Here is a 13,824-nt window from a genome sequence, read left to right as displayed (position 1 = left end):
GTATGAAAATAGGGGATGGCAAGTGATGCTGGCATCACGCTGACAGACATCTTTTTCACTAGGATTTTAGGGCGTGTTCAATTCCAACAAGATACAAAGCCCGTAAAAGAGCAAAGCAAAAATGACGGTAAGTCCGAAATCTCTGATTTCGCAGACGCACCTACTAATAAACATAGTTTACACTAGATTTTGGGGCGTGTTTAATTCATAAAGGGCATAGATTAAAACAGCCTAGTCCGATTTCTTCTTCGGAATTGTCACCGTTTTCTCCCACTCTTCATAAACTTCCATAAATCGGCTCTCCTCTTCGTCCTCATAGCCACGAAAAACCACTTGGTCAATGTCCTCATCATTGAAAAAATAGCCATTCCCTGGATTAAATCCTTCTGGATAAATTACTCCAGCATAATCTGTGTAGACATTACCGGCCTCCTCATTGAGTTCAATACCGCGGCCGATAATCATCAACTTTACCGTTCCTTCCTTCAAATAAACCAAACTTCCTAAAGGCAATAACGTTTTTGCCATCTCAATTCCTCCTCTTTCATTCACACTTATTCTCACCTAAAACAATTACTTTTTCTTCTGACGTCTCTCCTCTCTCCGCTTTTTCTTACGCCCATTGCGATACCACTCCTCATCTGGTATCTCTAAGTAAGACTGGTACTCCCGACTGTATTTGACCAAATAATAACTCTGAAACAGAAAGAAATCCGTAATGAACCAAAATCCGTAGCCCGAAACTACAAAGGCAAGGAGCTGAACCAGACCTAAGGGGTAACTATACCAATGGCGATTCAAGTCTGTCTCCAACCCCTGAAACACACTGCCGCTCAGAAGCAAAAGAAAGAGACTGATCGCACCGACTATAAGCAAAAGCCTCTTAGCTGAAAGCAGCGGCTCGTACTCTTCACTATATAAGACCGCCTTAGTCCTCCGCCAGCCTTGATAGAGAATCAGCACCATTAAGACAAGACCGACTGCAACCTGAAGCAAAAGCCCAGCTGTCCCATAACGGTCAAAAGCGGCAGCACTTGATAAACAGGAAGCCAAAACTAAAGTACAATATCCCAACCCTAAAAAGAGTGGGAAACCAATCAGTCGCTGTTTAGCCAAATTAGATGGAGGGAAAAGTACATTTAAAGAAGGGATAATTGTTATGGCAAAAACAGTAATGTTAGGAAGAAAAAATGCCTGCCCAAGAGCTCCAACTAAGCGGGCAGAAGCTGGAGACAAATAGCGAATATTTTCTGCATCTGCACTCAAAATAAAAGGCATTCCAAATAATAAAGACGCTATTAACGCGAAACTCATTCCGCCAGCTATGAAAAAAGTGAAAAGCCGATTGAGCAGTGACCAGTTCATGGAATTGTTCTCTTTAAGATTTCCGATTAGAACGTCAGGTTTAATGATTCTCTTGCTTTCCTCAAAGCTGGCTTTAAAAATTGACTTCTTCATCTAACAGATCACTCCTTCCTAAAAACCAAAGGCTGAGGTCACATTATTCCAACCCTGAGACAGGGACTATTTAAAGCAGGATAATTGAGTTTAGACAATCATGAGCTCCGGCTGTTCTTTTTTGCTGCTTTCTCCCGTCTCCTTAACTCACGTTTACTATACCACTCCTTATCAGAAATCTTCAGATAAACCTTATACTCCTCCGGATACTTCCAGATATAATAAGCCTGATAAATAAACTGATTCACCAACAAACGCCAAGCATAGCCAACAATAATCAAAGCAGGCAACAATAGAAGCCCCAAAAGATAGCTGTACCACATCTCATTTAAATCACTAGCCAGCCCTTTAAACACTGTCCCGCTCAAGACCAAAAGCACTGCACTGACCGCTAACACCGTATAACCCATAAGTTTCACAAGCCCCCCAGCCAACGCGGTTCATTATACAAGCGCCTTCTGGCATCGCGATAGCCTTGATAGAGAATGGCTATGATAAACCCTAAACCAGCTACCAGCTGAAGCAGAAAGCCTGAAAACCCAAAACGATTAAAAGCAAAAGCACTGAGAAAATAAAACAAAGCGATGACAGCACAGGTAAGAAAAGGAAAGTAGAAAGAAAAGTAAAAATAAGACTGAACCTTCAAATTCTTTTTAGGCAAACAGAATAGAGTCATAAAAATGAATGTTAGAGTATAAAAGAAAGCAGAAGGCGGAATGAGGAAAGTCCCTATCTGATGGATTAATTCTGCCGCCTTCACTGAAATCAGCCTAACCTCCCCAACTCTTCCAATCTGTTCTGGCATAGCAAACAACAAACCATACAAAACAAGACCAAAAGCAAAATAGCCTATAATCACAAGCGTGAAGAGCCTGTTAAAAATACCCATATGAACAGGATTATTATTTCTGGTTATTCCAGCTGTCAGGACAAACTTGCCTTGGGTCACCAGGCCTTGGCTTTCCTCAAAGCTGGCTTTAAAGATGGACTTCTTCATCTAGCAGATCACTCCTTCCTAAAAACCAAAAGCTGAGGTCACATTATTCCAGCCCTGAGACAGCGACTGACCGACAGACTTCGCCTTATCAGAAACAGTCTGACCGACATCCTTAACTACCTTGGCCGCCCCGTCATAAGCATCAAACGCCTTATTTTCAGCCCATGAATAAAATTTATCCTTACTTTCTGGGTCAATAGCTCCCCAAGCAGCATTAAAACTCCCTGCAACAAAGCCTACAGCTGCACCAACAGCTGCACCTCCCGGTCCTAGAAGACTTCCAGCCTTAGAAAAGGCTGCCGTAAATTCCAGGGGGCCGGCGTTTTTAATGGTCTCCACCCCAGCATGAATGGCGGATTTGCCTACGCTGTGATAGGTCCGGCTGTCCTCATCGGTATAGCCCTGATAGCCGTAAACACTTGCCTCCATTGCCACCATCGTCCAGCCGCCTACCTGTGCGACCTTCCCTAAACTCTTTGCACCTGACTTCAGCGGATTCTTGACCGTATCGAAAAACTTCGTCGCCCCTTTATAGCCCTTCTCCGCCAGCTTCCAGCCCTTGCTGCTGCCTACCTTGCTCAGGGCACTCCAAGCTTTGGTGTTCTTGACCTGACGCATAACCGCCCACAAGTCCTTGCCAGACTTGCTGACCATATCCCAGGATTTGCTGAGCCCTTCAAAAGCCTGACGGCCTAGATTAGCGGCACTATGGCTCTTATTATTAAAGATTTTTAAATAATCCCTGACTAAGCCCACACCGCTCTTCATCCGCTTATAATTCGAATCATCCGCTACCGATTGGACATAGGTCTGCCAAATGTCAGAAAAACCTGACCACCATGAGCCTGACGTTTCGGCAATAGAATTTAGAGACTTAGCAACTATTTCAAGTAGTTCTAGAGGGGTAGAGGTGGAAGCTATGTTGCGAGAGGTCGTCTTGACACCGTCCGCAAAACTGGCATCCGAATAAAATGCCGAAGCCTCTTTATCAACATAGGACACACCGGTCAAATCGGATAAAGAAGCTAAAACCGTCCCCTGACTGGCTAACAGCTCACTGAATTCTGTCCCCTGTGTCCAGCCGTTAAAAGTCTCCATGTTGCTCTTGGTATCCGTCAACACCTTCTTGGCTTCACTCTAGAAAAGGGGAGAGATTTAAAAAATTAAACCTAATCTTTAAATTTTTCCTTTCGGTACTGTAGAAGCTTGTACCCAACTATCATAATGGTTTGTAAAATGGACTTCCGCATCATTGCGGTATCCTTCAAAAAGAACCGACTTAACATTTTCACGGTTGAAAAAGAAAACTGTATCAGGACTCTGCATCCCATTTGGAATAACAACTGAACCATAGTCATAATATACCATTCTTTTTCCATTATGATTATCTAGCTCTTCAATAGTACTTCCACGTGAAATAATCATTAACTCTGTATCATCACCACCTTTAAGTGTTACTACCGATCCTAAAGGTAAAATTTTATTTTCCATTTCTTACTCCTCTTTAAATTTAATTTTATTTTGGTTATATAATTGCATAGTTTTAAAAAAACGGACTGGACTATTTTGATTAAAAACAATGATATTTACTGGGATAACAAGACCAAGAATAATAGTCCTAAAAATTTCATTTCCTATAGCTTTTCCTATTAAATCTTGATAAGTAATGACATAAACGACTGGTAATAAGAGAAGAAGTAATATTATTGCAGACAGCACTTTCATATAAATAATATTCCCCTGTTCTGTTTTTCCATTTCGTTGTTCTGAAATTAAATTTTTAAAAGTTGCTTGCCTAAAAGCATATTCTGTTGCTAACTTTGCTGTTCTAACATTTTTATAAAGTGCTAGCTCTACAATTCCCACTAAAAATATACTTTCAATAAGCCAAATAAGCACGATATAATACAGTGTTTTTTCTGTATATGTTCCCATATTAAATAATTTTTTTATCATGAATAAATTAGTACAACTAAACATGAAAAGAACAACTAACATAGGAATCAAAGTATTTGTTCTCTTAGCCCCCTCTGTATTCAACAAAAAGCTTTTAGGAGCGTACACTGCTTCCTTAGTTTTACGATCATAATAAATAGCTTTACCAGCATAATCCCCCATAAATATTCTTTTCCTATAAAACATATGCACTACCATAACTTCCATTTCCCATGAGAAACATTGTCCCAAATATTATTTATCCCATCAGACACTGCAGAACCAGCTATACTGCCTATTGCTGCCCCCACAACCGTACCAACAACAGGTATTGGAATAGCTGAACCTATAACAGCACCTATTTGTGCTCCTACTACTGCTCCTGTAAAAGAACTTCCCGCATGAGCTATACCATCAATTGCAGCATGGAATTCCCCGTATGTTTCTTTATTTTGAATATAAGTATCAATTCCATCTGTGACAGCAAAAAGTGTTCCTATAGCTCCAACACTTTTATAAGTACCTTTTACAGATTTCAAACTACTTAAATTGGATTTTATACCTGTAACAGCAGTCCCCCAACCTTGTTTAAATTGAATATCTTTTAGGTTCCCACCTAGGTATTCTCCCCATTTTACTATTTTTGAGCCTAAAATATTTTTTTTACTTGTCTCAGTTAAAATCCTACTCCCCAACCTAGTATCTGGGTCTATCATAACAAATCCAGAACCTTCAACGCCATATTTTAACAATTTATGCCCAGCTAATGTTTGAATTACGGTTCCAGTTTTTTCCAATCCCTTTTTAGTATATTCAGCCAGTAAATCCTTAACAATACTACATTTCTCATCTCCCAAAAAATCAAAGAAGCTTGAAGTATGTTTCCCTACATTTGCCAGTAGCCCTACGGGAGTTGACTGATTCGAGATTGCCTGAGCAACATAAGCTGCATTATCTGCAAAATCCGTCTTGTTGTAAAACGTTTTAGCACCAGATGCAGTATAACTTATATTAACTAATCCCATTAGAGACTGTAACTGCGTTGACTGTGCCAACAACAGTTCACTGAATTCTGTCCCCTGTGTCCAGCCGTTAAAAGTCTCCATGTTGCTCTTGGTATCCGTCAATACCTTCTTGGCTTCACTCAACGGTGTCGTAATATCTGAACTGCTGGGATTGCTCAAACTGATGATATCAGATATCGAACTGTAAATCTTGGACGTCTCACTGTCTATCGTCGCTATACTGCTCTCTATCGTACTATAACCTTCCTCTAATCCCTGCAGATAATCCGTATCGATAATCGCCGTAGCTGAGGTCTCCTCAACCGTCGTTTGAAACGCCTCTATCGCCTTATCATACTGGGCCGATAAAGTCGATAAACTATTGGAAAAGTTGGTCAGAAGCGGAATCTGATAGTTATTAATCTTACCGTCTATGGCTGTCTTGACCTCCCCTTGAAGACTGTCGGTATTGACTAGATTCGTAAAGGAAGTCTTAGCAGTTTCCAATTGACTGTTCAAATTATCAATAGAGGTCGTTAAAGTTGTCTTATTCTCATTGACTTCTGTCATATCGATTTTCATGGTTAAAAGTTTCCCTTTTCACTTACAAAAGTTGCTTTTTCGTTTTTAAAAGTATAACAGATGTCAAACGTTTTGTCTAGCCCCAAAAAAACAGCAAGCCGAGGAAAGGGAGCGGCATCAGCTGCCCCCCTCTACCTTGTTCCTGCACAGTTACAGGCTGATAGCTTAACCATTTCCGCATAAAACAAAGTGCCGACTGAAAGGCAGAAAACGCTAGCGGCCTTGCAAGCTAGGTTTTAAAACAAGGCCCTCATTAACTTTAACAGCCTTACTCATTGGACTTATTGGAGACCGTTGTCCCAATCTGTTCCCCGAAGACAACCCGTTTAATATTTCCCGGTTCATTCATGTTAAAAACAACCAAATCGATATCATTGTCCATTGACAAAGTTGAAGCGGTCGCATCCATAATTTTCAGACCGCGCTTAATGACTTCAACATGCGTCAGTTCATCAAACTTCACAGCATTGGCATCCTTTTTAGGATCTGCATTATAGACGCCATCTACACCGTTTTTGGCCATCAAAATAGCATCCGCCTCAATTTCGGCAGCCCGCAGTGCTGCTGTTGTGTCCGTTGAGAAATAAGGAGAGCCCAGTCCGGCACCAAAAATAACGACACGGTTTTTTTCTAAATGACGCAGAGCCCGTCCGCGGATATACGGCTCTGCCACAGACTGCATAGCAATAGCCGTTTGAACACGAGTATCAACTCCCACCTGCTGCAGACTGTCGGCCATAACCAGAGCATTCATGACTGTTCCAAGCATTCCGGTATAGTCGGCCTGTACCCGATCCATTCCTGCCTCTGCTGCCGGCTCACCTCGCCAGAGATTGCCGCCGCCGATAACTAAGGCAATTTGAACACCTGAATGGTGAACTTCGGCAATTTCTTTTGCCATTGCCTGAACAGTAGGCAGGTCAATACCGTTTCCTTTTTCTCCTGCCAAAGCCTCACCGGACAGTTTAATCAAAATACGATGATATTTAGGTTCCACCATTTTCCTACTCCTTACTCTATCTTCATTATTCTATCACAATTTTGCTAAGATTTATAGTCTAATATTATTTTTTATGGTAAGCCTCAAGCTGCACTGATCTAAAGGAATTCACGCAAAATCTAAACTTGCTGTCTTTATGCGGCTTGCAGAGAGGAATGAGCCAATTCATTATTTTATAGCTTGTCTTTCCTCTCTTACCGCTGGCAGCATCCTCGTCAAAAGAAAGTTATAATTTATCCGCTGTATCAACCTATCTATAAGCGCTAACCAAACCACATCTAGCCCCTTTAGTCTAGCTCACTATTTTTCTCCTGTCTTTATTTTCGGAAAGTAAAAAAAGGCTGGGACAAAAGTCCCTGCCTCTTTCACTTTTTTAGATGGATGCGTTTGACGCAGTGGTTGTTCGGAAGTTCTTATCCCTTGTCGAACAAGGGATAGCGACCTCCCTAATCAACTGTTCGGAGGTAGGACAACAAAATCGAAATCGGCATTTTATGACGATTTACCGATTTTTGTCCCACTCTCGCTCAGTGATTTAAATAATTTCCAATGTTCTGAGATAAATGGGCAATTGCATCTGAAAAATGATTAACAGTAAATGTGGCATGCTGCTGAACATCAGCTGCTGCCTCAGACATGCAGTAAGAAATATCTGCATTATCAAAAAGTGAAATATCATTGCCAGAATCGCCGAAGGCAATAACTAGGTCATAGGAAGAAGCAATTTTTTGAAGTGCCGCTCCCTTTGAAACGCCTTTTGCTGTTATTTCAATCCTAGTCGCTCCGGAATGATATATTTCAAGATTGGGAAATTTTTTTTGCAGATAAGACAGGCAGCTGCCTGCCGTATCTTTAGGGGGGCGGACATTGAATTTGAATAGCTCCCTTTTTATTAAAATATCATAGAGATTATCAGGGCAGATGATTTCCATATTCCAAAGACGTTCAGGGTGTTCATGGGAAAAATTGCCAATGCGTCTTTCTCCGTCTAATGCATCAAAGACAAGCTGCTCCTTTTTTAAATAATCTAATAGCTCCGCCACTTGCATTTGGGGAATAGCATCTGAAAATATGGTTTCTTGATCTGAATTGATAATTAAAGCACCATTAAAAGCAATAAAATGCTGACAATTGATAGCGTTCTGGTCAGTGACATAGTGAATTTCTTTGACAGAACGCCCTGTTGCAATCGAAAAATCACTGAAGTTAAGCAGATAGTGATAGGCAAGCAGATCATTTTGCGAAACCTGAACTGAATCTTTGATAAAAGTACCGTCTAAATCAGTTACGCATAGAATCTTTGATTTCATCTCTATTCTCCTATGCCAAGAATATCCTGAATTTCCATTTTGAGCACATTAGCATAAGCACCATAAATGGATTGCATCTGCATACCGTTTTCAGCAAATCCCATGGCTTCATAGCGATTGACAATAACATCTTTATCAACCAGCGACTTATCTTTCACATCAATACGTAAACGTGTAATACAAGCATTGACATCAACAATATTGTCTGGCCCTCCGTGAGCTTTAATAAGACCGAGTGCCTGCTGGTGCGTTTTCTCTTCTTTGGTCATATTAGAGCTGTCAGAAACCGGTGCTTCTTCTTTGCCAATTGTCTGAATTTTAAGGCCATATTTCCCACGTGCTTCTTCTTTACTAGCTAATTTCACTTCAGCAGAATCTTCGCGTCCTGGTGTTTTGAAATTGAATTTTAAAATCATAAATTTAAAAACAAAGTAGTAAATGAAGAAGTATGGAATCCCAACAAGGAAAACCAGCCACCAGTGAGTTTTAGGACCCTGAAGAATCCCATAAATAACAAGATTAATAAAACCGTGCCCAGTCGGTGTAGCCACACCCGCTCCCAAAAGATGCATAACAAGGAGGGAGGTACCTGCTATAAAAGCATGTACAGCATAGAGAGCAGGCGCTACAAAGAGGAAAGTAAATTCAATCGGTTCAGTAATCCCTGTTAAAAAAGAAGTAGCTGCTGCTGAAAATAATAGAGAACCAGCTACTTTCCGCTTTGCTGGAGCAGCAGTCTTATACATAGCGTAGGCAGCGCCGGAAAGTCCAAACATAAAGTAAACAAATTTACCGCCATTAAACCGTGTAATTGAAGGATCGATAGAAGTAATGGTGGAGTCAGCCAGTGACGCTAAATAAGCGTTCACAGTTCCGGTCACCTGTTCTCCGTTTATCAGCCAGGAGCCCCCAAGCTCTGTCGTTCTTACTGGCCAATTAAGACCGTGATGCAAACCAAAAGGCAGGAGAGCGCGTTCCACAACACCATACAAGAATGTTCCAACAGGTCCGGATTTTAGGATAGCTACAGAAAGTGCGCTAATACCGCTTTGAACGATTGGCCAAATAAAGAACAGCAAAACAGCAACCCCAGACATCACGACCATTGTTACTATCGGAACAAAACGAGGACCGCTGAAGAAACCAATAACAGCCGGTAATTCTTGTTTGACTGCCCATTTATGAACAAAATAGACTGTAATGCCGACAATAATACCACCAAAGACACTGAGATCCATTGTTTGGATTCCAAGCACATTAGTCTGCATAGCATCAGCGAGCAGGAGCTTAGCTTCTGTCGACTCTAACCCTGCTGTATCAACCAGTCTCCCGCTGGCACTTAGCAAAAAATTTAAAATGTAGTGCAAAACCAGGAAGCCTAATAAACCTGATAAAGCTGCAGACCCCTTTTCCCTTTTTGCCAGTCCAACTGCAACACCCACCGCAAAGATAACAGGTAAATTATCAAACGCAGCGTCTCCCAACGCAATTAAAAAATTCATGATAAACTGGAAAATGGAATTGTTTAAGGCAGGAAACAGTTCTAAGGTATTGGAATTCGTGAAGGCAGTCCCAATTCCTTTAAGAATTCCTGCGCCAGGCAGCACAGAAACTGGAAGTAAAAATGATCGTCCAAACTGCTCAAAAGCAGAGATAAATTTATTCTTTTGCATATTAGGGCCTCCTTTATTTGCTGAAGCCATTATAACATAGGAAAAGCAAGCAGCTCCGTTTTCGGATAATCTTTCTCTATTGAACTTTTTTTACTAAAATAGTAAAATTTTACTATAAAAAATATACTGCTTTTTTCGTATAAATACATTGATTGATTCAGAGGATAGAGAATGTTTTTAGAAAATTTCAAGAATAATTATGACAAATTATCGGTAAGCGAACAAGAAGTTATTGATTATTTAATGAAGCAAGAACATTTAGAAAGTCTCACTTTGAAGCAGATTGGCAGCGATACTTTCCTATCATCTTCTACAGTTATTCGGGCTTGCAAGAAATTAGGCTACCATACGTTTAATGATTTACGCTATGATTTAAGACTTACTAAAGAGATACAAAATCAATCAGGCAGCAGCCATTTATCTTCTTTTGAAGAACTGAAAAAGCAGCTGACGGTGGAATTTACCCAGACAATGTCAATGTGCTCAGAGCCGGATTTTGACTATTTTGCTGAAAATCTCATCAAGGCCAGAAGAATTTTTTGCCTTGGAGTAGGATCAAGTTATATGGCTATGTCAGATTTCAACAGAAAACTGAAATTAGTTAATCTTTGGTCAAACGACTATTTTGAGCATTACAGTATTAAAAGAATTGCTGATATTGCAACACAAAAAGATGTTGTCTTGGTTTTTTCATTAAGCGCCAAAAACGATGAAGTTAACCAGAGCATCTTTTCAGCTAAGCAAAACGGTGCACAAATCTTATCAATCACTAGTTTGGGGAACGACTTTCTCTCTCAGGTCAGCGATGCTGTCATATATGTTTATGATGCCCCCAAAAAACATGCTAAACTGCGTTCAAGACTGATGTTCAATCTAGTTGGAACTCTGCTATTTGAAATCATTTTAGAAAAACTGCAGACCGGTAATTAATAAAAATGTTTGCTTCTGCTTTCCAGCACTTGACCTAACTGCCAAAGAAGCACAGAGTTCTGCAGCCTCCGAGCTGTTTCAGGTGCTAAGCTATAGTTTTGAAAGCTTTAAACCCTGTTTGCTCTTCATTTTAAATAAAAACAACTGACCCCGCCCGAATCAAAAAGAAAACTGGGACAGACTGATAAGCTTGCTATACAAGCGTAACAGTCTGTCCCAGTTTTTTTACACATTAAAGAGAGTTAGCATCGACTTTAATACCGACACCTTGTGTAGAGGTGATGGAAAGATTCGTGATGTAAGTTCCCTTAGCTGTTGATGGCTTAGCTTTGACAATCACATCGTTGAATGCTTTAAAGTTTTCAACTAATTTATCATTATCAAAAGACACTTTGCCGATAATGGCCTGCACATTGCCCGACCGGTCTGCACGGTAAGTTACCTTGCCGCCCTTAGACTCTTCAACTGCCTTAGCAAGGTCTGTTGTCACAGTGCCAGTTTTAGGGTTAGGCATCAGATTGCGGGGGCCAAGGACATGGCCCAAACGGCCGACAACAGCCATCATATCAGGTGTTGCAATCACAACATCAAAGTCAAGCCAGCCGCCTTGAATACGCTGAGCCAAGTCTTCTTCACCAACAACATCCGCTCCAGCTGCTTTAGCTTCCTCAGCTTTAGCACCGCGCGCAAAGACAACAACACGCGCTGTTTTACCAGTACCGTTGGGCAAGACCATTGCACCGCGAATCTGCTGGTCAGCTTTTTTGACATCAATATTTAAGTTATAGGCAACTTCAACAGTTGCATCAAATTTTGCAAAGTTAGTTTCTTTAATCAGTGCTACAGCTTCTTCAACACTGTAAGCTTTTGTGCTGTCTACTTTTTCCAGAGCAGCACGCATTTGTTTGCTTTTTTTAGCCATTTCAATTTCTCCTTGTAATGTGGTAGTATCGATTTTCATCTCCCACGTCACTTATCAAAATATGATCAAGTTTTTGCGGGCAACAGGACAGCGTTACAATTAATCTGTAACAGTGAATCCCATAGAACGAGCAGTCCCTTCAATCATACGTATTGCAGCATCAATATCTGCAGCGTTCAAATCTGGCATTTTCGTTTCAGCAATCTCCTGCACTTGCGCCCGAGTCACTGAAGCAACTTTGTTTGTATTTGGTTCTCCGGAACCTTTTTCAACACCTGCTGCTTTTTTCAAAAGCACTGCAGCCGGCGGCGTCTTCGTTACAAAATCAAATGATTTATCTTCGTATACTGAAATAACAACCGGAATAATCATACCGGCCTGATCAGCTGTACGGGCGTTAAATTCTTTGGTAAAGCCCATAATATTAATCCCTGCCTGACCTAGCGCAGGACCAACTGGCGGCGCCGGTGTCGCTTTCCCAGCAGGAATTTGCAGCTTAACAACATTTTCGACTTTTTTAGCCATTTTAAAATCCTCCTTTGTGGTTTTGGCGGTAAATAAAAGATTTTTACCTCCCACAGCTGTGCTCTAAGCACACTTAATTAGTATACACTATTTGGACAAAAAAGCAAGATTTTTCAGCGATTTTATTTACTTTCTGCAGCATTCATTATAAAATAACAGTATGGATATCTACAAATTAATGGCTGCTGCCTTTATTATCATGACGCCGCTTTTTGCTTTTATTATCGTGAAATTTTTCCGGCTGGGAAAGCTGGGGTTAAAATCCCCCGATTTAGCTCTGCCCTTATTTGCAGCAGAGATTGTTCTGGTTTCCGCTCATTTTTTTGTTCACAGCCTGCTTCCGTATTATCTGATTGTCATGTCTTTGCTGGCCATAGCATTGACCTTTGGTTTTATTCACAGCCGCTCCTCCTTCTCTTACCGCCGTTTTTGCAAATTTTTCTGGCGGGCCGGCTTTATCCTGACCTTCATTTTTTACTTAGGCTTAGTTATTTTAATCTTCACAATATAAACCATAAACTGTTACTAGAACTGAAGATGGCCTAAACGCTGTCTTAAAAGCGCCGTACCTGTTGTACGGCGCTTTTTTATGAATAAGATAAAACGGCTGTTTTTAACTTTCGCTATAGTGTAGGATAAAATCACATCAATTGTCAACCGCTGGCTCAAAACCACTAATAAATAGTTTTGTGAAAAACTCATAACTTGCTGCAGAATATCGGTAACAACCAGTCCGACAGATACAATACCAAGCGTAGATTGTAACTGATTAGGAATATATTCATCTAAAATCCCTTGCAGATAATACGAACCGATAATATTAATTAACGTGACTAAGAGGCTGGCGAGCACAATATAGGTCAGCAGAGCTTTTTGCTTAAAAATAATGGGCAAAAAACTCATTAAACCATTCTTTTTATCCCTATGAGGCTTATAGTAGGGAGCAGGCGCTAAAAAGATAGCAACTCCAGTCCATTCCTTAGCAAAGTACTCTTTAGACATTTTAGTGATTCCGACAGTCGGATCAGGATCGCCAATAACAAGTGTATTTCTTTTACTTTTATAAACAACATAGTAATGCTGAAGCTTCCCCTCTTTATTGACATGAACAATAAAGGGGTAAGAAATATCAGCCATATCAAACAGTTCCATATTGGCCTGAACAGCATGCGTTTCAAAGCCCATTTTCTTGGCCGCTTCAACAATGCCTAAAGCTGTTGTTCCTTCTTTAGTTGTTTTTGCTAGCTCTCTTAAGTGAGCCAGCGAGAAATCTGAACCATAATGTTTGGCAACTGACGCCAAAGCTGCCACACCACAATCTCGTAAATCAATCTGACTAACATATTTATATCTTTTCATAGCCCTTCCTTTAAAAATAAACTGAAACTATTGTGCCACAAAATAGAAAGGTAAGATTTTTCAAGTCGTAAAAAGTTTAAAAAAAGTCGCAAATGGTAAAAAATGACTGTTTACGACCTAAAAACGACA

At 40.5% G+C, this 13,824-nt stretch carries 16 protein-coding genes and 1 pseudogene; 3 read left to right on the top strand and 14 right to left on the bottom strand.

The annotated features are described in order from the left end of the window. Window positions 1–15 precede the first annotated feature (15 nt). On the top strand, window positions 16–186 hold the full coding sequence (locus tag A0O21_RS10840; protein WP_158511684.1) for a hypothetical protein: 171 nt from the start codon (window positions 16–18) through the stop codon (window positions 184–186). A 45-nt stretch (window positions 187–231) separates the two neighbouring features. On the opposite strand, the gene A0O21_RS02235 is transcribed toward A0O21_RS10840, so the two are convergent. From A0O21_RS02235 to A0O21_RS02190, 11 genes are all read right to left on the bottom strand, one after another. Then, window positions 232–528 carry a DUF4176 domain-containing protein gene (locus A0O21_RS02235; RefSeq protein ID WP_067060608.1) on the bottom strand — a complete coding sequence of 99 codons (297 nt, stop codon included), beginning with the start codon at window positions 526–528 and terminating at the stop codon, window positions 232–234. A 45-nt stretch (window positions 529–573) separates the two neighbouring features. Then, a complete protein-coding gene (locus A0O21_RS02230) occupies window positions 574–1,458 on the bottom strand; it encodes a hypothetical protein (RefSeq protein WP_067060606.1) in 885 nt (294 codons plus the stop codon). Window positions 1,459–1,556: 98 nt separating this feature from the next. Then, entirely contained in the window at window positions 1,557–1,877 is a 321-nt protein-coding gene (locus A0O21_RS10590; RefSeq protein ID WP_082854395.1) for a hypothetical protein, read from the bottom strand. Further along, window positions 1,874–2,455, bottom strand: a complete 582-nt coding sequence (locus A0O21_RS10585; RefSeq protein WP_082854394.1) for a hypothetical protein — start codon at window positions 2,453–2,455, stop codon at window positions 1,874–1,876. Before A0O21_RS10585 ends, A0O21_RS10590 begins: the two co-directional genes overlap by 4 nt. An 18-nt stretch (window positions 2,456–2,473) precedes the next feature. Continuing rightward, on the bottom strand, window positions 2,474–3,553 hold the full coding sequence (locus A0O21_RS02220) for a hypothetical protein (RefSeq protein WP_067060603.1): 1,080 nt from the start codon (window positions 3,551–3,553) through the stop codon (window positions 2,474–2,476). Window positions 3,554–3,631: 78 nt separating this feature from the next. Continuing rightward, window positions 3,632–3,946 (bottom strand): DUF4176 domain-containing protein, encoded by a 315-nt coding sequence (locus A0O21_RS02215; protein WP_067060601.1) that lies wholly within the window; start codon window positions 3,944–3,946, stop codon window positions 3,632–3,634. A 3-nt stretch (window positions 3,947–3,949) separates the two neighbouring features. Then, a complete protein-coding gene (locus A0O21_RS02210) occupies window positions 3,950–4,573 on the bottom strand; it encodes a hypothetical protein (protein ID WP_082854393.1) in 624 nt (207 codons plus the stop codon). Window positions 4,574–4,602: 29 nt separating this feature from the next. Next, window positions 4,603–5,976, bottom strand: a complete 1,374-nt coding sequence (locus A0O21_RS02205; RefSeq protein ID WP_067060598.1) for a T7SS effector LXG polymorphic toxin — start codon at window positions 5,974–5,976, stop codon at window positions 4,603–4,605. 268 nt (window positions 5,977–6,244) lie between these two features. Continuing rightward, window positions 6,245–6,973 (bottom strand): UMP kinase, encoded by a 729-nt coding sequence (gene pyrH, locus A0O21_RS02200; protein WP_067065041.1) that lies wholly within the window; start codon window positions 6,971–6,973, stop codon window positions 6,245–6,247. A gap of 530 nt (window positions 6,974–7,503) precedes the next feature. Continuing rightward, on the bottom strand, window positions 7,504–8,286 hold the full coding sequence (locus A0O21_RS02195) for an HAD-IIB family hydrolase (protein WP_067060596.1): 783 nt from the start codon (window positions 8,284–8,286) through the stop codon (window positions 7,504–7,506). A gap of 2 nt (window positions 8,287–8,288) precedes the next feature. After that, entirely contained in the window at window positions 8,289–9,959 is a 1,671-nt protein-coding gene (locus tag A0O21_RS02190; protein ID WP_067060594.1) for a PTS transporter subunit EIIC, read from the bottom strand. 171 nt (window positions 9,960–10,130) lie between these two features. Between A0O21_RS02190 and A0O21_RS02185 the strand changes: the two genes are divergently transcribed. Next, a complete protein-coding gene (locus A0O21_RS02185) occupies window positions 10,131–10,889 on the top strand; it encodes a MurR/RpiR family transcriptional regulator (protein ID WP_067060592.1) in 759 nt (252 codons plus the stop codon). A gap of 232 nt (window positions 10,890–11,121) precedes the next feature. On the opposite strand, the gene rplA is transcribed toward A0O21_RS02185, so the two are convergent. Both rplA and rplK read right to left on the bottom strand, forming a co-directional pair. Next, window positions 11,122–11,811: a 50S ribosomal protein L1 gene (gene rplA, locus A0O21_RS02180; protein WP_067060589.1), complete on the bottom strand. Its 690-nt coding sequence runs from the start codon at window positions 11,809–11,811 to the stop codon at window positions 11,122–11,124. A 99-nt stretch (window positions 11,812–11,910) separates the two neighbouring features. Further along, the gene (gene rplK, locus A0O21_RS02175; protein ID WP_067060587.1) at window positions 11,911–12,336 is read right to left on the bottom strand and encodes a 50S ribosomal protein L11; all 426 of its coding nucleotides are present in this window, start codon (window positions 12,334–12,336) and stop codon (window positions 11,911–11,913) included. A gap of 160 nt (window positions 12,337–12,496) precedes the next feature. Here rplK and A0O21_RS02170 point away from each other — a divergent pair, with 160 nt between their 5' ends. Further along, window positions 12,497–12,847 carry a DUF3397 domain-containing protein gene (locus A0O21_RS02170; RefSeq protein ID WP_067060585.1) on the top strand — a complete coding sequence of 117 codons (351 nt, stop codon included), beginning with the start codon at window positions 12,497–12,499 and terminating at the stop codon, window positions 12,845–12,847. A gap of 119 nt (window positions 12,848–12,966) precedes the next feature. Here A0O21_RS02170 and A0O21_RS02165 read toward each other — a convergent pair. Further along, a pseudogene (locus tag A0O21_RS02165) lies at window positions 12,967–13,695 on the bottom strand (cysteine peptidase family C39 domain-containing protein); the annotation flags it as partial. Window positions 13,696–13,824 lie beyond the last annotated feature (129 nt).

Source organism: Streptococcus pantholopis (genome assembly GCF_001642085.1).
Classification (GTDB): domain Bacteria; phylum Bacillota; class Bacilli; order Lactobacillales; family Streptococcaceae; genus Streptococcus; species Streptococcus pantholopis.
The sequence above is the reverse complement of the archived record's forward strand: the minus strand, read 5'-3'. Positions and strand labels throughout refer to the sequence as shown.